The sequence below is a fragment of the Prolixibacter sp. DSM 2831 genome, assembly GCF_056493735.1.
Window position 1 is genome coordinate 2,745,396 of the sequence record NZ_CM151379.1, and the last position, 18,024, is coordinate 2,763,419.

Here is an 18,024-nt window from a genome sequence, read left to right on the forward strand (position 1 = left end):
ATTTCTTACCAGAAATAGATATAAAATCCAATAATAAAGGCAATTACTATCAACGAATTGATAACATCCCACTTATTCCAACTGGCACGGGTCACAGCAATTTCTTCAGAGGTAGCAGAACGGAAATAAAGCCCTTTGATTTTTGCCGGATCTTTACCTTCGGTGAAGTAACTGATGATCACCATCAACAGAATAATGACAATAAACAAGGCTATCTCATAGTGCAACCAGTTTGGCGCTACAATAAACTTGAAGAAGAAGTTATTCGGGTCGAATGAGCTAGCAAATATCTTCATACCCAAACGCATCATTCCAAGGAAAAAGCCGATAACCAATCCCCAGTAACCAGCGGCCGGAGTGGTCTTCTTGGAAACAACCCCCAACAGGAATACTGCGGCAATACCCGGAGCCAGCAACGACTGAACATCCTGCAGATACTGATAAAGCACTTGCCCCATACCTTTCATAACCGGAATCCAGAGGATACCCAAAACAACAATTACTGCAGTGGCAATTCGTCCCACACGTACCAATTGTTTTTCCGGGGCATTCGGACGGTATTTTTTATAGAAGTCTACTGTGAAGAGCATGGCTGAAGAGTTGAAAAGCGAGGCAAGTGAACTCATCAGAGCCGCCAGAATACCTCCTACTACCACGCCACGAAAACCAGCAGGCAATAATACTCTCACCAGCGTAGAAAATGCTGCATCACTACTTTTCAGGTCAATCAAACCTTTTTGATTCAATGCAAAAGCAATCATTCCCGGAATCAGGAAAAGGAATACAGGAGTCAGTTTCAGGTAGGCGCCGAAAATAGAACCGCGGCGGGCCTGAGTCTGGTCTCTTCCCGAAAGGACACGTTGCACAATATACTGGTCGGTATTCCAATACCAAAACCCGATAATGGCAGACCCGAGTATCACCCCGGTCCATGGAAATTCCGGGTCGTTAGCCGATCGAATCACACTAGCCATACTGTCGCCGGTCGCCGTCTTGGCTGCGCGGGTAATTTCCATCAGCTGATCCCAGCCTCCCAGCATGTGCAAACCGGTAACCAGAATCACTATGGAACCGATTAACAAAATGGGCGTCTGTAACACCGATGTATACAGCACGGCTTTCATTCCGCCGAAGGTGGTATACAAACCGGTTATCACCACCAGTCCAATGGCACTCACCCAGAAGAAATCGACGTGATAGCCCAATAAAGTTATGTACTGAATATTGAACACACTTTTGAAAACCACACCTCCGGCATACACCGTTACGGCCACTTTTGTCAACACGTAACTTACCAGTGAGATGATGGACAGAAAAGAGCGTGATTTGGAATTGTAACGTCTTTCGAGGAATTCAGGCATAGTGTACACTCCACTACGCGCATAAAGCGGAACGAACAACCATCCCAGCATTAGAATCAACCATCCCTGCATCTCCCACGATGCCATTGCCATACCACTTTCAGCACCGGCACCGGCTAATCCTACCAGGTGTTCAGAGCCAATATTGGAGGCAAAAATGGATGCACCAATCGCAATCCAGGTTGCATCGCGACCTGCCAAAAAGTAATCAGATGAGGTATCGTCCTTTTGTCTGATTACCCAGACGATAATTCCGATCATCAACAGGAAGAACCCGCCCAATACGATCCAGTCTAATAAAGCCATAATCTACGATTTAATTGTTTATTGGTTTATTTTTAATGTTCAAATGAAATTATAGGTCATTTTGACTTTTATCTAGTTAAAAAAATATTCATTATCACAACTCAAATGAATAACCGCTCGCTTCATATTCTTCGTATCGCTCTTTGTTAAAGGCATACAGATAGGCACCTTTCTTCGAATTGCTCATATCTTTTATTGGCAATCGGTCCAGTAAGTTCATGGAAATAATTTTCCGCCGAAAGTTGGCTGGTTCCAGTTTTTCCTGGTAAATGGCTTCATATAACAAACGCAACTGAGTAATCGTAAATGTTTCAGGAAGCAACTCAAATCCTATCGGTTGGTATTTCGCCCTCCTCTTCAGGCGCCTCAGTGCTTTGTCCACAATCTCCGAATGATCGAATACCAGGTTGGGAATCTCATTGATGGAGAACCACTGAGCACCATGCTTTTTCAAAAGGTCTTCGCGGTAATCCTGAATATTGATTAAAGAGTAGTAAGCCATACTGACGACACGGGCTGCCGGATCGCGGTCAACTTCAGAAAACGCACTCAACTGTTCCATATAAATGTCACGCATACCTGTAATACGGGCAAGTACCCGATAAGCAGCATCATCCAGTGTTTCCTCCTTCTGAAGAAATCCCCCCATGAGTGACCAACCACCCTTTTCCGGTTCAAAATCACGCTTATACAAAAGAAGATTGAGGTGTTCTCCATCGAAACCAAAGATGACACAGTCGACGGCCAAATGGAACTTTTCCTTATCGGTATACGGCATAGTTGAGCTTTATTGGTGCAACAAATGTCATATTTACATTTATTATTTGCAAATAAATTTTTAAATTTTTTGAAAAACATGTTAAAGAATAGACCTACTATTTCTCATTTGAAAGTTATTGTATCCTGATGCTACAACAGAAGCGCCCGGAAAACAAAACTGGTACAAACACCTTATACTATACCGCAGCTGCGTTCCAACAAAAAAAAGCCATCACTACGGATGGCTTTCGAAATAAATATTGTGTAAACAGCTAACTGCTGTGTATTTCCGGCTTCAGTTTCCGAATCACACCAAAAGTGGCTGAAAACAAGAGAATAACTTTAATGACCTCCAGCCCGATATAAATAAAATGTGCCGGATCGGAGGTGGGCTGTGCGCCATTAATAATTTCAACCGCACGGTGCGTCAAAACGGGCAAAAGAACAAACGTCTGGATAGCAACAATCACGGCAAGTCCTGCAACCATAAAAGTCAACTTGTCCTTTAAAAATCCGAAGTTCCGCTTAACAAAGAATAGTAACAACAGGGTAAGCACAATCTCCACCCGGTTTAATCCCGTAAAAACCAGTTTGCCAATTCCCAGGCCAATGGGCAATGTCACCCCCGGGGCCTGAAATTTCAGCCAGGCTTCCATAAAACTGATCGCACATACGAAGCCAGCCCAAAACATCAGAATGACGATGGGTGCAAATGCAACGCGTTTATTCATCATATATTTAGTTCATTAATCGGTTTATAACAGCTTCCTGTTTCATTACCTTTTGAGCCAAAGAATAAATTGTTTCCTTTCGCACCAACCGATAGAAGCCGTCTCTGATAGGAAGATATTCTTCATGCATCGGACAAGGATGTGCGTCGTCGCAATGCTTTAATCCAAATCCGCAACTGGTGAAAATATGGGCATCTCCCATTTGGCTGATTACGTCATATAATGTGGGTGAAGCTTCGGGTGTAAGCTCTTTAAAAAAGAATCCTCCTCCCCTGCCTTTCACCGATGAAAGTACACGCGATCGGGCTAACGTCTGCAAGATTTTGGCGGTGTAAGGTTCCGGACTTTCAATTTCTTTTGCTACTTCGCGAAAGCCGGGCGTTTTCCCTTCCAGATTTTTCATACAGATGTAAACCAACGCTCTGATGGCGTATTCAGCTGCTTTTCCTACCATTTTTTAATATAAAAGTTCATCTATTTAACCGCCATCTTCTGTTCCAGTTCAATGGCTTTCGGAAAAAGTATGTTATTTTCCAAATGAATGTGCCGATGCAAATCCTTTTCAAAGTCGGCCAACTGTTGATAGGTCACCCGAAAGGTATTGCAGGCGTCATCGGGAATACTGTATCCGGCCGATAATTTAGCAATCTTTTCAAAACGTTCTCCTTCGTTTTGATGTTCCTGCATCATCATTGCAACCGGATTTTCTACCTGCCCGAATGACGGCGCTTGATAAGGAACTTCTCCCCTTTTTACTGCTTCCAGACGCTTAATATGAGGAAAAAGAACCATTTCTTCCTTTTGTAAGTGCATCGTCAAATCGCCAGCTGAACCTTCGAATAATTTTTTTATCTCAATTATCTCGGGATGGTGTTCACTGTGCTTTCGCTCTATTTTCTCCAGATTCTCCAACAAAACCGGAATGTGTTTCCTCACATACGTATGATGCCGCTCGACAATATAGTCAATCAGCTTATCCAACGCCAGCGCATTTAAATATTCAGCATCCGGATCGTTTTCCGCCAGTGCAGCATTTAACTCTTCCAACAAAATTTCCGGTTCCACACCGGCCTTGCGGCTTGCTTCATTCAATGGGCGATTGCCGTTACAACAAAAATCAATATGGTGAGAAGCAAACACCTGGGCTGCCTTAAAGTTCTCACGTACAATCTCTCCTACGTTTGAATCACTCGTTATCTTCATATCGTTCAGAATTATTTACGACACAAAAATATGTATTTTTCTTTTAAAAGGATTAAAAGGTCTTTTTATATTTTTACATTTGTTCACACCAACTCATAAAACTTGTTGCAATGAACACAAAACGATTATGGGCAGGATTTATCCTTGTCATGGTAATTTCATTTGGTGTATTACTCTATTACGGTGAAGAGATTTATCGCAAGGCACCTCCCGAACCTGAAAAAGTAGTTACGCAAAGCGGAGAAACTCTTTTTTCCGGCCAGGACATTAAAAACGGGCAGAATGTGTGGCAATCCATCGGTGGACAGGAACTCGGTACCGTATGGGGCCACGGCGCCTACAAAGCACCCGACTGGACAGCCGACTGGCTGCATAAAGAGGCTGTTTTTATTCTGAATAAATGGGCCGAAGCCGACTACGGAAAAGGCTATGCCGCTCTGAACGATGAAAACAAAGCGGCACTTAAGGCCCGACTGAAAGACCTGATAAGGAAAAACCGGTATGATGAAAAAACAGGAGTGCTAACCATTCCTGATGTTCAGGCCGAAGCCGTGAAAGCTATCAGCAAAGAATACACCGGTCTTTTTATGGATGGTCCACAATATCAAAAGCTCCGTGAAGATTACAGCATTCCGCCCGGAACCGTCAAAGACCCGGAAAGGATGCACGAAATGAATGCTTTCTTTTTCTGGGCTACCTGGGCCACATCCACTGACCGCCCGGGAATGGAAATCACGTATACCAACAACTGGCCGCCCGAAAAACTAATTGACAATAAACCGACCAGTTCATTGATTATCTGGACCGGATTCAGCGTTATTCTGCTTTTGGCTGGAATAGGTCTGCTTGCCTGGTATTATGCTTCGAATCGCGAAGAAGAAGATTTCACCGAAGTTCCGAAAGTCAATCCCCTTTCGGGACAACACATTACACCTTCGATGCGGGCCACGCTGAAATACTTTTGGGTTGTATCGCTCCTCATCCTGGTACAAATTGGCATGGGGATTATCACCGCTCACTATGGCGTTGAAGGATTGGGCTTTTACGGACTTCCCCTCGATAAGATATTACCATACAGTGTTTCCCGGACGTGGCATCTCCAGCTGGCTATCTTTTGGATCGCTACATCCTGGCTCGCCACCGGATTGTTTATGGCTCCGGCCGTCTCCGGCTATGAACCCAAATATCAAAAACTGGGCGTTAATGTCCTGTTCATCGCCCTGCTGGTTATCGTTGTCGGTTCTATGGCCGGTCAGTGGATGGGAATCATGCAACGGCTCGGCTTGGTCGATAACTTCTGGTTTGGTACCCAGGGATACGAGTATGTCGATCTGGGGCGTTTCTGGCAAATCTTCCTGTTTATCGGACTTTTCATCTGGCTCTTCCTGCTGGGACGCGCCCTCTGGCCAGCCATTACCAAGAAATCGGAAAACCGACAGCTACTGATTCTTTTCCTAATCTCTTCTATTGCCATCGCGGCATTCTATGGTGCCGGACTGATGTGGGGACGACAGACCAACCTTTCCATTGCAGAATACTGGCGCTGGTGGGTTGTTCACCTTTGGGTGGAAGGATTCTTCGAGGTATTTGCTACGGTTGTTATCGCCTTCCTTTTTGTCCGTATGCAGCTGATCAAGCCAAAGCTGGCTACGGCGACGGTGTTGTTTTCCACCATTATTTTCCTCTCAGGAGGTATTCTCGGAACATTCCACCACCTCTATTTCGCCGGAACTCCTACGGCCGTTCTGGCTATTGGAGCGACATTCAGCGCCCTGGAGGTCGTGCCGCTGGTTCTTGTAGGTTTCGAGGCTTATCATAATATCCGAATGAGCAAAGCCAGTGGTTGGATTCAGACCTATAAATGGCCGATTAATTTCTTTGTGGCAGTGGCGTTCTGGAATCTCGTCGGAGCAGGAATCTTTGGATTTGTCATCAATCCTCCCATCGCACTGTATTACATGCAGGGACTAAACACGACGGCGGTTCATGCCCACGCTGCTCTGTTCGGTGTTTACGGCATGCTGGGTATCGGTCTGATGTTGTTCGTTTTGCGTGATATGAATCTTCAACCGGAGTGGAAGGAGAAGCAACTGAAGTTTGCCTTTTGGACACTCAACATCGGGCTGCTGCTGATGGTGCTTATCAGTCTTCTCCCGGTTGGATTGATGCAAACCTGGGCCAGTGTGAAGTACGGTCTTTGGTATGCCCGTTCACCCCAATTCCTGAATCATCCGCCCATGCAAAACCTCCGTTGGTTGCGCGTGATTGGCGATACAGTATTCACCGCCGGTGCACTGGTATTGGTTTGGTTTGTTTTTGGATTGAAAACAGGCTGGTCGATTAAAAAGAAATAATCAATTAATCGCTGTACACCCAAAATCCCTGAGGTAAATTACTTCAGGGATTTTTTTATTTTGTTTCAGGCTCCAAACCGTTCTTTGGCTTCCTCCAGCATAGAAATCGTCGCAGTTGCTCCGCAACGGGTACAGCCTGCCTCCTGAACCGCCAGAAGCTGATCGAGTGTTCGAACGCCGCCAGCCGCTTTGATTTTCACTTTGGGGCCGGAATACTTTCGCATCAATTCCAGGTTCTTCAACGTTGCCCCTTCGTAGCTGTATTTGCCATCGGCTCCTTTCACAAAGCCAAAACCAGTCGATGTCTTCACGTAGTCGGCTCCAACTTTCGTGCAAATTTCGCAAAGCCGTTTGATGTCTTCTTCTTTGGTAACAAAATCAGTTTCGAAAATCACCTTCACAATCGCGCCGTGGTAGTGACATTCATCGGTAACGGTCTGGATTTCCTTCTGAATATAATCCCAGTCACCCTGCAATGCTTTTCCAATATTGACAACCATGTCAATTTCAACAGCTCCATCGGAACAGGCCACTTCGGTTTCGAAGCGCTTCACCTCGATGGTGGAATTCCCGGCAGGAAAACCGATGACACAGCCGACCAGTACACCGGTGTCCTTAAGCAATTCGACTGCTTGTTTTACCATATATGGTTTCACACATACGGAAGCCACATTGTATTTCGCGGCTACTTCACACTCCCGTTTCAGGTCGGCATCCGTTAACGTGGGATGCAGAATGGAGTGATCGATCATTTTCGCCAGTTCGTTCAGTTTAGTCATGATGTTTTATTGGTTAGTTAGTTGCTTTTACATTGCTTAGTTTAACCTCGCCTAATCGCTCCAGTTTATCAGAAGCGGCCATACCATTTGGATTGCAACCGGGTTTTCCTTCCGGAACAGCAATGTCCAGTTTTTGATAATGAGCTACCCAGGTCGAATCGAACTGCCCTGTTTTCGGGTTCTTAAAAGTCATGGGATTCAGTTTGAAAACCGAATCGGGAGCGAATATCGTATACACAAATTCAGAGCAGTAATATCCCGTATCCGGAAGAATATACGTGTAGTTGTAAGGTTGTCCGAGCAATTGCTCTGCCCGTTTCATCGCTTCCGGAATGAACTTCCGGAACGGAGCTTTCAACCGGTACGCTACCACTTCTGATTTTTCCCCGTCAGGATGTAAAAAAGAATCGAGCGGCTGACGGAACACACCATGCTTCGGCTCCGAATTCAACACATAAATGCCGTCCGGAGCCACTTCGGCAATTCCCATGTGGCTAAAATGCGTCGCCTTTCCGGTTTGTGTTACCTGATCAATAGCCTGCGACAGGTTAGCATCGGCAGCTCCCCTAAACAGAATATCACCGGTGCGGATGTCAAAGCCATTCGGCTTCGGCTTGCATCCTGCCCAGCCACTGATAAATACGAGCGTCAGTACATACATCAGAAAACGATAAGTGGTACGCATAGAATTCATGCTGATTGATAACCTGACAAATGTAATCACCCACACGATGAAATGAAAAATAAATCATGAAAACTGAAGAAGAGTGCCCATAATTAACCGCCCGATTCATCAACAATTAATATCCTGAAAACGTTACTATTATATATATTCAGGACACTTGACAGGTCCGATTGATATTTACCGGCCGGAGATTCGCCTTCAATTTCCCGGTTCAACCGGAAAAACCGCCTCCGGTCGTAGCTACCACACTAAAACAAGGAAACTATGAGCGACTGGACGATATTAAAACCTTTTGGAAAAGACGAACTGGAAGCCATGTACCAGCTACATCATGCGGTCCAGTTCATTGCACTCGCCGGCGAACACCTCGCCGAGAAACATCACCACCATGAACACCGCAGCATGTCGTGGCATCACGATGGATTCTTCTACGGCTACAAAATTAAACAGCATCACGAGTATTTTCATGTGGGGCTCGACGTCACCAGCTTTACCCTCATCTTTCTGGATGAATACCTGCATATCCTGAAAAAGGTGCCACTAACTGAATTAAGCAAAGCAGAAGTGCTCAAGCGATTTAAGACAATGTTGCACCACCATCAGCTGGACGACGAGGTCATTCAGTTTCCAGTAGACCGGGAGCACCCAACTAAACTGGATGAGGAATTCACTTTTGGCCAGCATTCCGGACATGCGCTTTGGCAGAATATCGCCTTACGCAACGACACCACTTTGGTTTTGGAAAACGTGCTGAAGAAATTCGAGCATACCGGCGAAATCAAAACCTGGCCGCAGCATTTTAACACCGAAGCCAACATTCCGATGCGACGTGAATCACACGGTGAACTGTTGCGCTCCATTTCCATCGGATTGGCTGCTCCCGGCAAGGAAATCAGGGAACCGCACTTTTATGTGATTCTGCGAAAGGACCAGCCTGATGTCGTGCCAGACCGGCATACCGATGCCCCCGGACAATGGCTGACGGATGATCAAACGCACCGGATTCTCTTGCTCTCAGATGTTGTTAAAGCGGAAAATCAGCAGGAACTTCTTACTCGCTTTTACGAAGAAAGTCTGGAAATATTCCTGCCTCCTGCCTAACGGGAGATACCAGTCGATGTTTGAAGTAGCTGGTCGGTAACTTCCGCCACGTTAAACAGCAGAACCAGTTGTTGCCGGTTGGTTCCGTCTTCCATTTCGGAAAGGCGTTCGCGGAGACGAACCAGTATGGGTTCCATATGACAGGTGGGTTCACCCTTTAACGAGCCGGCCAGCATTTGGCTTGCTTCCACCAGCGCTTCTTCAATGTTGGTAGAAAACTCCTCCATCTCCGGATGAATGAACTGCTGAATATCACGGTGCGCGCCTAACGCCGAAAGATAGGATAGCAACGCATGGTTCAGATAAGTGAGCCGGAAGGCCTGCTGCCGGAAACGTTGCTGCTTCCGGGGTTCCATCTGCATATCCTGCCAAGCCATGGCCAACGCGTTGTCTGCCTGGTGAGCCTGCCTGCGGGCAATGCGGTAATCCAAATCATCTTCTTCCGACAGACGGTATTCTTTTAGAATGGCTTTGAAGTAGGCAGTATTTTTCGCCAATGCCTCGGAAATCAAAGCCGGCAGGCGCTTGTATTGCCAGTCGGGCCAGAGTATCCTGACGGAAATAATTGCCAGAGCTGCCCCCAACACCGTGTCCAGCATCCGCGGGCCCATCATGGCAACGCCTTTTCCCGACAGGAGATTAAAAGCGCCCAAAACAAACATCGTGATAAAGATAACGGCAATGTAATAACGCTTCCGTAACCAGAAGAAGAAGTAAAAAGCGGCCAGTAGCATCAAAACCAGTTGCCCCATTTGTGTGGGAAGAATCTGCACAACCGCTACACCGGCTGCCACGCCCATAAACGTTCCCAGAATACGCTGAAACAGCCTGCGGCGGGTTTCGCTATAACTGGGCTGACAGACAAATAAGCTGGTCAGCAAAATCCACTCGCCCTTCTCGATGTGCAGCCACTGCATCAATCCGAAGCCAATCACAAAACAGGTACTCAGCCGGACGGCATGGCGTAACCGGGGATGACGCCAGTGCAATTGCGCTTTCAGGCGCTCCCACAATGTGCGGGTATCCCGGGCCAGTCGCGGAATGTATTTTCGTTGGGAGATATCACTCAGGTTCAGGAGCGAACGGTGCGATTGGGTCAGGTTATGCAGCAACAGTGAAAGCCCCTGCTTTCCTGATTCCGGACGTTGTTTTAGCTGTTCGTTCAGGGCATTGACAATCCAGTTCAGCGAAACAGGATGCCGGTATGGAACGCCCGTGAGCAGCGTATCTGCCAACCGTCGGGTCGCCTGTGCCAGCTGCAGCAACAACTGCCCGAATCCCTCCATCAAAGCCTGGTTATCCGGGTTACTGCTGAGTAATTCATACCGCTCATGGCTCGAAGCAGCCCGTTCGTGCAAACTCTGCAACAACATGAAGCGACGAAGGTAGGGCACCAGTTCCGTCTGGTCGTCCAGGGCATCGGCATAGCTGTTCAGCACCTCCTTAGTCCGCTCCAGCGCATTCACCATCTCAATATTCAGCAAAGCCAAACGGTGACGAATGGTCGTCTGCTTTTCTGCATCACTGGGAAATAGTTTAGCTTTCTCTTCCAGGTAGGCAGAAAGGGCTAAATAACCACGCGCCAACTGTTCTTCCAGCAATCGCCAGGGATGACGGTACAACAATGCCAGCGAAAGCAAACCATACCCCAACGCACCTGCCGGTAAGAGGATGGGCTGCCAGTATGGTGCCGGCCGAAGCGAATCTCCCAGCATCGTATAGATGGCAATCAGTACCGCACCGAAGCTGACACCGCGATAACGTTCGCCTAAGCCGCCAATCAAAATGAACAGTACAGTGGAGCCTGCCAAACCAATCGCAAACAGCCAGGGAGTCGGGCGTAAAATCTCAACGGAAGCACTGGACAGGGCAAAACTAAGCACCGTCAATACCAACGCTTTGATACGGCCTTTGGGATGATCATCAGTTTCGGCCAGAGCACCGGCCAAAGCGCCTAACGCCAGCGTTACTCCGAAATAGGCATAACCGGTCAGAACAAACGGCACCGACAGTAAGGCCATGGCAATGGTAGCTTTCATCGCCATCAGCCGATCGGGATAGCGCCAGAAAGTCTGCCGCACCGATTCGTACCAAATTTTATTTTTTAGCTCTTGCCACATTTTGCTAATCGAAGTAAAACCAAATGAATATATCTATTTTCCAGCAATTCTGCCGCAAAAATATGAAATCAAAGAGGGAACAGGATACAAACTGAGACGTCTTGATAAAATGATAACGCCACGTTAACTTCATAATGATATCGCATAAGATAAACGGGAATTGACATCTTGAAATAAATCGGTTCTCCGTTTTATATTCACCTTAAGTTAAAAATGAAGGCTTTTCCCACCGTAATCATTCCCTGAATCAATATAATTTATCATATTTACATCTTCAAATAAAACATTCGGTAGAGCACTATTGAGAACTTCTTTTGAGAAGCATTGAACAACGCCATCCTGCAGCGACTATAATGAGGGAATAATGAAAATTCGAATTCTTTTTCTTTTCACCTTTCTATTGTTCAGTGCATCGTTATACGCTCAAATCGTCGAAAATAATTCTATCGATTTCTCGGGAATGAAGCCATTCTGGCAAATCGAGTCTTCTTTGATAAAAGATAAAGAACCTCCTCCCGGAGAGTGGAACGCCCTCTTCAATAGCCCGGCTTACCAGATATTATTTGCGGGCGGATTTTCACAAAAGAACTTTGAACACCAGTTGCGGTTAGCCTTTATGCCGTCCCTGGATTCGGCTCTTAACAAAGCGTTGAAAAAGAATGACCAACAGTCGGAATTCCTGGAACACTACCTGCAAATCAAGGGGAAAGAAAAAAAGTTAAGGGAACAACAAATCCGTTTGCAGAAAGAACAGCTCATTGAAACCGCCCTGTCGATGGCCCGGAGTTTCCTGCCCGACAGCTTCCAACTGGACAACTCCTTACCCCCCGTGTCGTTTGCTGTTTTTGAGAACACCACAACGCGTGCACCTACCGGGATTATCATTGATCTTCTCTTCAGCCTGGATTTTGATTCGTACCTCCCCTATCTGCTGGCGCACGAAGCGTATCATATCTACCGCGACAAAATCAAAAATACCCATTATCCCGATAAGGATGAAACTGACTACCCGATGGTACAGATGCTCACCCAAATAGAAACCGAAGGCATTGCCGACCTGATCGATAAAAAGAAGTTTTTCCTCAAAAAGGGATTGTTCTCCAATTGCGACTGGGCTAAATCCTATCAGCACTACCTGGATAAAGCGCCGGAAACCATTCGTCAGCTTGACCAGTACTTTACTCAAATGGCCACAGTTCCCAACAGCGACCGCAAAATTATCCAGGATTTAATTCCCATGAACGGTCATCCCACCGGGTACTTTATGGCCAACGCCATTATGCAAAAAATGGGCAAGCGTACGCTAATCAAACAAACGGCCAATCCCTTTGCTTTTTTCCGCCTCTATCAACGTGTTGCCTTGAAAGACAAGAAGCATTACCCTCCCTTTTCGTCGGCTACCGTGCAGTACCTGCACGAAATGGAACAGAAATACGTTCCCTCCAAAAACAGCTTGCCTCCTGCCCCCAAGCAGCCATCCATCCCAAAACTAATGTGGTACGAGAAAGATAAAGTACAGTATAATTGGTGATGCTAATTAGCGAGCCGTAAGCCGATATCCGGTCCTTCAACTGCATTCACGATAAACGCCTTCTGACATCCGTTCTCTTTTCTTGACAAAAGCCTAAAAACATGCGTAACTTTCTCGTATCAAACTGGTTCAAAACCTTCATTTGATTAACCATAAACGTCATGGAAACAATACTATTAATTATCGGTTTGGCAGGTGTTATCGTCTACATCGCTTCAGCCATTTTAATTTTCGACTACGTGAACGAAAGAATTCACAAACGGAGGCACTTCGTCTTCATCAACCTGTTTATCTACTCGTACGTGAAGCATTATAAGAAAATGACGCGCGAAGAAACCGGGAAGACGGGGAAATTCTTCTATTTCTGGCTCCTGTCCATCAATGTGGCGCTGCTGTGTTTTATTCTGTTCCTTATTTTCCGTTAATAACGGGAACCCATATTACGGCTTGTAATCAACAAACACCTGCTCTTGCGTTCCGAGGCCTTCAATGGTCAATTCCACTTTATCGCCGTTTCTCAGGTATTGAGGCGGTTTCATTCCCATTCCCACGCCGGGAGGCGTACCGGTCAGAATAACATCACCGGCTTCCAGCTGCATATACTGCGATATGTACCAAATCAGGCTCGATGGATGAAATATCATTGTCTGGGTATTGCCTATCTGGCGAATGCTGTTATTCACGGTCAATTGCAAGTCCATATTGCGGGGCTCGGCAATGTCATCGCGGCTGGCCAGGAAAGGACCCAACGGCGTGAATCCCGGCGAGGATTTTCCTTTCACCCACTGCCCTCCTCTTTCGAGCTGAAATTCCCTTTCCGACACATCGTTGGCGATGGTATATCCGGCAATGCATTCAAAGGCGGCCGCTTCATCTTTCAGATAGAGCGCGTTCTTTCCGATGACAATCGCCAGTTCAATTTCGTAGTCCGTCTTGATGCTGTTGGGTGGAATCACCACCGGGTCAAAAGGCCCTGATAAGGTATTGGTCGCTTTCGTGAAAATGATCGGTTCGGAGGGGACCTCCATATCGGTCTCTTTCGCATGGTCTCCATAATTCAGGCCGGCACAAACGATAGCTCCGGGACGGGCCACCGGGCTCGCCCACCGCTCATGCGGATTTACTTCGGGCAACTTATCGCCTTCTTCGTCAACCAGCTTCTGCAACAGATTGAGTCCGCCGTGCTGAAAAAAAGTGTGATCCCAATCATTGAACCTCGCGGAACAATCGTACCGTTCACCGTCAATCAGGACGCCCGGCTTTTCTTTGCCCCGCTCTCCAAAACGAATCAATTTCATAGCTACCGATTTTAGTCATCATAAGTAACCGAAAATTTACCGAACAGGAAGCAATTATCGATTGAAAATCACGATTCTTTCACAGTTTCCTGGATATCCATGTTACGTAAGCGGCTTTTCTTTGTTCCGTAAGAAAAATATAATACCAGACCGATAACCAACCAAATCACAAAGCGCAGCCAGTTGGTCACACCCAGTTCCGACATCAGGAACAGGTTAATCAGCAATCCGATAACCGGAATGATGGACCATTGCCGAACAATGGCGGCTATGGTGAGGACCACCGCAACCACGATAAAAATCCAGACAGGCCATTCGACCTCTGCTAAAGATGCAAAGCTGAAAGCGATATGTTCCGAAACGAACATCACCACCAGAACAAGGGCCCATACCGGCAACAAAAACCAGCGACTATTGAAGTAAGGAATCCGGAAACCGCCTTGCCCTTTGTCTTTTCCCCGTGGGTTCATGATCAGGATACCGCCCGATACCAGCACAAAAGCAAACAGGGTTCCGATACTGGTTAAATCAGTCACTTCCGTGAGATTCATAAACAACGCCGGCACGGCCACAATGGTCGCAGCAACAATGGTTGCAAATCCCGGTGTGCGGAAACGCTTGTGCAGTTTCGAGAAGCGCGGAGGCAGCAAACCGTCACGGCTCATACTCATCCAGATGCGCGGCTGCCCCACCTGGAAAACCAGCATCACACTTCCCATGGCAATCACAGCTCCCAAAGCTATAATACCCGACAGGGCTTCCAGGTGATTTTTATGGAACACATAGGCCAACGGGTCACTCACGGCCAGGTTCTTGTACGAAACCATCCCGGTAATCACCAGGCTGAGCGTTACATATAATATGGTAGTAATGACTAAGGCATAAATCATGGAACGGGGCAAATCGCGGCGCGGATTCTTACACTCTTCGGCCGTGGTCGAAATCGCATCGAAACCAATGTAGGCGAAAAAGACCCCCGCAATTCCTTTCAGCACCCCTCCGACTCCGTTGGGAGCAAACGGGCTCCAGTTATCGGGTTTCACATAGAAAGCACCGACGCCGATGACCACCATCAGAATCAACAGCTTCAGCAAAACAAGCAGGTTACTTGTAATCTTCGCTTCCCGAATTCCCCGGTACACCATGTACGAAATGAACAGCACGATGCCCAACGCCGGTATATCGGCGATGAGCCGGAAGTCTCCAATCTGCGGTGCATGCATCCAGGCCAGGTAGGTTTCCTGCAAATGGAAACTCAACTGATCGAGCGTTTGACCGCCCGCCAATGCTTTCACTGCTTCGGCATGACCACGCATAGCACTCAGGTAATCGACACTCAGAAATTCGGGAATATGAATGCCCAGCCCCCGAACCAGTCCGGTGAAGTAACCCGACCATGAAATGGCCACGGCAATGTTTCCTACGGCATATTCCATAATCAAATCCCAGCCAATAATCCAGGCCACCAATTCGCCAAAGCTGGCATAAGCATACGTATAAGCACTTCCGCTGATGGGAATGGACGACGCAAATTCAGCATAGGCCATGGCACTGAAACCACAGGCCAGCGCCGTAAAAACAAACAACAGCGAAACGGCGGGTCCGCCCTGCGCTGCTGCTGTACCAATCGTACTGAAAATTCCGGCTCCTACTATGGCGGCAATTCCGAAAGCCGTTAAGTCGGCTACCGACAAATTACGCCGCATGTGTGTCTCTTCTCCGCTCCCGGCAGCATCCTTCATGATGAGTGCTATCGGTTTTTTGCGAAACAAGGGATTCCTATCCATAACTAATCAATTTTGCTTTCGTGCTTTACTGAACCGAAGAGGTTTTCCGATCCATTTTCAAGAATATTGCCAGCAAAAATAAACATATTGTCAGTTTACACCCCCTTTTATTCGTTATTTATAATTTAAATTCATCGGTTTTTTACAACCTGACACTCCTTTTTCGACGATAACAACCAAAATTTTCATTATTCCACAGGCAGCTTGTCAAGACATTAAGAAAGATTGTTTGCTCACTACTCCGCCACAGTCGGTTAACCCGTTTTTTGTTGCCAAACAAGATATTTCCTACCGGGAATAGGGCGCATGCCGAATAGTTTCCTACCTTTGCAGCGCAAAACAAAGCAACAAGTATCATATGGACGATGGCCCGTATCATAGACAGGAACTTGGTATAACCTCGCATTAGGAGAGGCCGGACGTCGTGTGCCTTTCTTAATGAAAAAAATAAGGAGGCACGAAAAATGATTAAAATCTTCAGAAGCTTTGGTGGTTACGTAGAACTACCCCAGGCAGAAAAAGGATGCTGGATTAACGTGACCAATCCCACTCCCGACGAAATTACTGCGCTGCGTGACCAGTACAACATGCCCGATGACATTGTTAAGGATATTCTTGACCAGGACGAGCGTCCGCGTTTGGAAAACGACGACGACTGGTCGCTGGTGATTTTGCGTATCCCCATCGAGAATCAGAACAACGGTGTGCCCTTTCACACGGTTCCGCTGGGTGTTTTCATGACACAGGACGTCACCATCACCCTTTGCTCGGTACAGAACGAGGTGCTGCCTTCACATCAACCGTCGCTTTACCGCGAACCTTACCAGCAGGTGAACGACGAACTGAATTTCATTCTGAAACTGTTCCTGCGATCGGCTACCACCTATTTGCGTTACCTGAAATACATCAATCAGCAGACTTCGTTGATCGAAACGGACCTGGAGAAATCGATCCGGAACAAGGAATTGACCAAGTTGCTGAAGATGGAGAAATGTTTGGTCTTTTTTATCACCTCCCTCCGCTCGAACGAAATTGTGTTGACCAAACTGCGAAACTCGCGGCGCAACACCCTCACCGAGATTAATGAAGACCTGCTGGAAGACGCGGTGATTGAAAATAAACAGGCCATCGACATGGCGCAGATATATTCCGACATCCAGAGTGGCATGATGGACGCTTTCGCTTCGGTTATCTCCAACAACCTGAACGTGGTGATGAAGCAGTTGACCTCCATCTCCATCATTTTGATGATCCCAACCTTGATTGCCAGTTTGTACGGGATGAACGTACCGAACTTCATGGAGAACTCGGCCTGGGCCTTCCCGGCTATCCTGTTCTTCTCCGGCCTGGCTGCCTACATCGGCATCGTCATGTTCCGAAAACGGAAATGGTTTTAAGGCTCGAATCAATGAGTAATGAACAATGAGAAATGAACAATGAGAAATGAACATTGAAGAGGTCCGGGAAACGAGGCCTCTTTTTTTGTGACCAGACTAAGACCTAAAACTGTTTTCCGGGGTGACTCCGGAGGATTCAAATGTTGTTAGCAATTAATACCACACATTAAAAAGAGGCGCACCTGACACCCTGAATTGAAATAGCGACGAGCCTTCGCCGCATACGGGAATATCGAATCGATGAATTCCGGTATATCAGGGTTAGCTCCCGGCCACGTGTAACCAGCAACATCAAAGATGTTTTTTCCGGCAACGTCGGATAGATATTCTTCACCCCCAATCAATTTGGGGGCGGGTAACTCGCCTCTTACGAACAACCCCGAAGCGGGTTGAATGCATTAATGACTGGAAATCACATCTCATGAATCGAATGCTTACTGTTGGCAACCACTGAGGTTATTATTCTCCTATATTCAACTCCTTTCTGAGTTGCTTTACTTACTTGCCTTAAATCCTCCGGTTTCGCCGGAGGTGATGAATATTTATCCCTGACGGGAATTCCTTTGCAACACGGCCACAATATATCGTGGCCCTACAGCAGCAGCACTAACG

General features: G+C 46.9%; 15 protein-coding genes. 5 read left to right on the plus strand and 10 right to left on the minus strand.

Features of this window, described 5'->3' with window-relative positions:
- Window positions 1-5: 5 nt before the first annotated feature.
- The 5 genes from AC060N_RS11190 to ric all read right to left on the minus strand — a co-directional run bounded on the left by AC060N_RS11190 (window position 6) and on the right by ric (window position 4,360).
- Window positions 6-1,667 (minus strand): sodium:solute symporter, encoded by a 1,662-nt coding sequence (locus tag AC060N_RS11190; protein WP_479523870.1) that lies wholly within the window; start codon window positions 1,665-1,667, stop codon window positions 6-8.
- 94 nt (window positions 1,668-1,761) lie between these two features.
- Window positions 1,762-2,445 (minus strand): NUDIX hydrolase, encoded by a 684-nt coding sequence (locus tag AC060N_RS11195; RefSeq protein ID WP_479523871.1) that lies wholly within the window; start codon window positions 2,443-2,445, stop codon window positions 1,762-1,764.
- Between the two features lie 253 nt (window positions 2,446-2,698).
- Window positions 2,699-3,160 carry a hypothetical protein gene (locus AC060N_RS11200; protein WP_479523872.1) on the minus strand — a complete coding sequence of 154 codons (462 nt, stop codon included), beginning with the start codon at window positions 3,158-3,160 and terminating at the stop codon, window positions 2,699-2,701.
- 4 nt (window positions 3,161-3,164) lie between these two features.
- Window positions 3,165-3,611, minus strand: a complete 447-nt coding sequence (locus AC060N_RS11205) for an RrF2 family transcriptional regulator (RefSeq protein ID WP_153630736.1) — start codon at window positions 3,609-3,611, stop codon at window positions 3,165-3,167.
- Between the two features lie 20 nt (window positions 3,612-3,631).
- The gene (gene ric / locus AC060N_RS11210) at window positions 3,632-4,360 is read right to left on the minus strand and encodes an iron-sulfur cluster repair di-iron protein (protein WP_479523873.1); all 729 of its coding nucleotides are present in this window, start codon (window positions 4,358-4,360) and stop codon (window positions 3,632-3,634) included.
- A gap of 110 nt (window positions 4,361-4,470) precedes the next feature.
- Here ric and AC060N_RS11215 point away from each other — a divergent pair, with 110 nt between their 5' ends.
- Complete coding sequence (locus AC060N_RS11215) at window positions 4,471-6,714, plus strand: nitric-oxide reductase large subunit (protein WP_479523874.1); 2,244 nt, start codon at window positions 4,471-4,473, stop codon at window positions 6,712-6,714.
- 65 nt (window positions 6,715-6,779) lie between these two features.
- Here the strand turns inward: AC060N_RS11215 and deoC are convergent, their stop codons facing one another.
- A complete protein-coding gene (deoC, locus tag AC060N_RS11220) occupies window positions 6,780-7,493 on the minus strand; it encodes a deoxyribose-phosphate aldolase (protein ID WP_479523875.1) in 714 nt (237 codons plus the stop codon).
- Between the two features lie 13 nt (window positions 7,494-7,506).
- Window positions 7,507-8,178: a YiiX/YebB-like N1pC/P60 family cysteine hydrolase gene (locus AC060N_RS11225; RefSeq protein WP_479523876.1), complete on the minus strand. Its 672-nt coding sequence runs from the start codon at window positions 8,176-8,178 to the stop codon at window positions 7,507-7,509.
- 264 nt (window positions 8,179-8,442) lie between these two features.
- Here AC060N_RS11225 and AC060N_RS11230 point away from each other — a divergent pair, with 264 nt between their 5' ends.
- On the plus strand, window positions 8,443-9,279 hold the full coding sequence (locus tag AC060N_RS11230) for a hypothetical protein (RefSeq protein WP_479523877.1): 837 nt from the start codon (window positions 8,443-8,445) through the stop codon (window positions 9,277-9,279).
- Here AC060N_RS11230 and yccS read toward each other — a convergent pair.
- Window positions 9,276-11,399 (minus strand): YccS family putative transporter, encoded by a 2,124-nt coding sequence (yccS, locus tag AC060N_RS11235; protein ID WP_479523878.1) that lies wholly within the window; start codon window positions 11,397-11,399, stop codon window positions 9,276-9,278. The two genes, AC060N_RS11230 and yccS, sit on opposite strands and share 4 nt — an antisense overlap.
- Window positions 11,400-11,763: 364 nt before the next feature.
- Between yccS and AC060N_RS11240 the strand changes: the two genes are divergently transcribed.
- On the plus strand, window positions 11,764-12,930 hold the full coding sequence (locus tag AC060N_RS11240; RefSeq protein ID WP_479523879.1) for a DUF5700 domain-containing putative Zn-dependent protease: 1,167 nt from the start codon (window positions 11,764-11,766) through the stop codon (window positions 12,928-12,930).
- 161 nt (window positions 12,931-13,091) lie between these two features.
- Window positions 13,092-13,355, plus strand: a complete 264-nt coding sequence (locus tag AC060N_RS11245) for a hypothetical protein (protein WP_479523880.1) — start codon at window positions 13,092-13,094, stop codon at window positions 13,353-13,355.
- Between the two features lie 15 nt (window positions 13,356-13,370).
- Here AC060N_RS11245 and AC060N_RS11250 read toward each other — a convergent pair whose 3' ends face one another.
- Together AC060N_RS11250 and AC060N_RS11255 are read right to left on the minus strand one after the other, a co-directional pair.
- Window positions 13,371-14,228 carry a fumarylacetoacetate hydrolase family protein gene (locus AC060N_RS11250; RefSeq protein WP_479523881.1) on the minus strand — a complete coding sequence of 286 codons (858 nt, stop codon included), beginning with the start codon at window positions 14,226-14,228 and terminating at the stop codon, window positions 13,371-13,373.
- A 68-nt stretch (window positions 14,229-14,296) separates the two neighbouring features.
- The gene (locus tag AC060N_RS11255) at window positions 14,297-16,015 is read right to left on the minus strand and encodes an amino acid permease (RefSeq protein ID WP_479523882.1); all 1,719 of its coding nucleotides are present in this window, start codon (window positions 16,013-16,015) and stop codon (window positions 14,297-14,299) included.
- A gap of 464 nt (window positions 16,016-16,479) precedes the next feature.
- Between AC060N_RS11255 and AC060N_RS11260 the strand changes: the two genes are divergently transcribed.
- Window positions 16,480-17,412 carry a magnesium transporter CorA family protein gene (locus AC060N_RS11260; RefSeq protein ID WP_153639221.1) on the plus strand — a complete coding sequence of 311 codons (933 nt, stop codon included), beginning with the start codon at window positions 16,480-16,482 and terminating at the stop codon, window positions 17,410-17,412.
- The last annotated feature ends 612 nt before the right edge of the window (window positions 17,413-18,024 follow it).

What these genes read in the sequence shown, in the direction of transcription:
- AC060N_RS11225 (WP_479523876.1), bottom strand. Translation starts at nt 8,178, where the DNA reads ATGCGTACCACTTATCGTTTTCTGATGTATGTACTGACGCTCGTATTT.
- AC060N_RS11190 (WP_479523870.1), bottom strand. Translation starts at nt 1,667, where the DNA reads ATGGCTTTATTAGACTGGATCGTATTGGGCGGGTTCTTCCTGTTGATG.
- AC060N_RS11250 (WP_479523881.1), bottom strand. Translation starts at nt 14,228, where the DNA reads ATGAAATTGATTCGTTTTGGAGAGCGGGGCAAAGAAAAGCCGGGCGTC.
- yccS (WP_479523878.1), bottom strand. Translation starts at nt 11,399, where the DNA reads ATGTGGCAAGAGCTAAAAAATAAAATTTGGTACGAATCGGTGCGGCAG.
- AC060N_RS11260 (WP_153639221.1), top strand. Translation starts at nt 16,480, where the DNA reads ATGATTAAAATCTTCAGAAGCTTTGGTGGTTACGTAGAACTACCCCAG.
- AC060N_RS11195 (WP_479523871.1), bottom strand. Translation starts at nt 2,445, where the DNA reads ATGCCGTATACCGATAAGGAAAAGTTCCATTTGGCCGTCGACTGTGTC.
- AC060N_RS11230 (WP_479523877.1), top strand. Translation starts at nt 8,443, where the DNA reads ATGAGCGACTGGACGATATTAAAACCTTTTGGAAAAGACGAACTGGAA.
- AC060N_RS11215 (WP_479523874.1), top strand. Translation starts at nt 4,471, where the DNA reads ATGAACACAAAACGATTATGGGCAGGATTTATCCTTGTCATGGTAATT.
- AC060N_RS11240 (WP_479523879.1), top strand. Translation starts at nt 11,764, where the DNA reads ATGAAAATTCGAATTCTTTTTCTTTTCACCTTTCTATTGTTCAGTGCA.
- deoC (WP_479523875.1), bottom strand. Translation starts at nt 7,493, where the DNA reads ATGACTAAACTGAACGAACTGGCGAAAATGATCGATCACTCCATTCTG.
- AC060N_RS11205 (WP_153630736.1), bottom strand. Translation starts at nt 3,611, where the DNA reads ATGGTAGGAAAAGCAGCTGAATACGCCATCAGAGCGTTGGTTTACATC.
- ric (WP_479523873.1), bottom strand. Translation starts at nt 4,360, where the DNA reads ATGAAGATAACGAGTGATTCAAACGTAGGAGAGATTGTACGTGAGAAC.
- AC060N_RS11200 (WP_479523872.1), bottom strand. Translation starts at nt 3,160, where the DNA reads ATGATGAATAAACGCGTTGCATTTGCACCCATCGTCATTCTGATGTTT.
- AC060N_RS11245 (WP_479523880.1), top strand. Translation starts at nt 13,092, where the DNA reads ATGGAAACAATACTATTAATTATCGGTTTGGCAGGTGTTATCGTCTAC.
- AC060N_RS11255 (WP_479523882.1), bottom strand. Translation starts at nt 16,015, where the DNA reads ATGGATAGGAATCCCTTGTTTCGCAAAAAACCGATAGCACTCATCATG.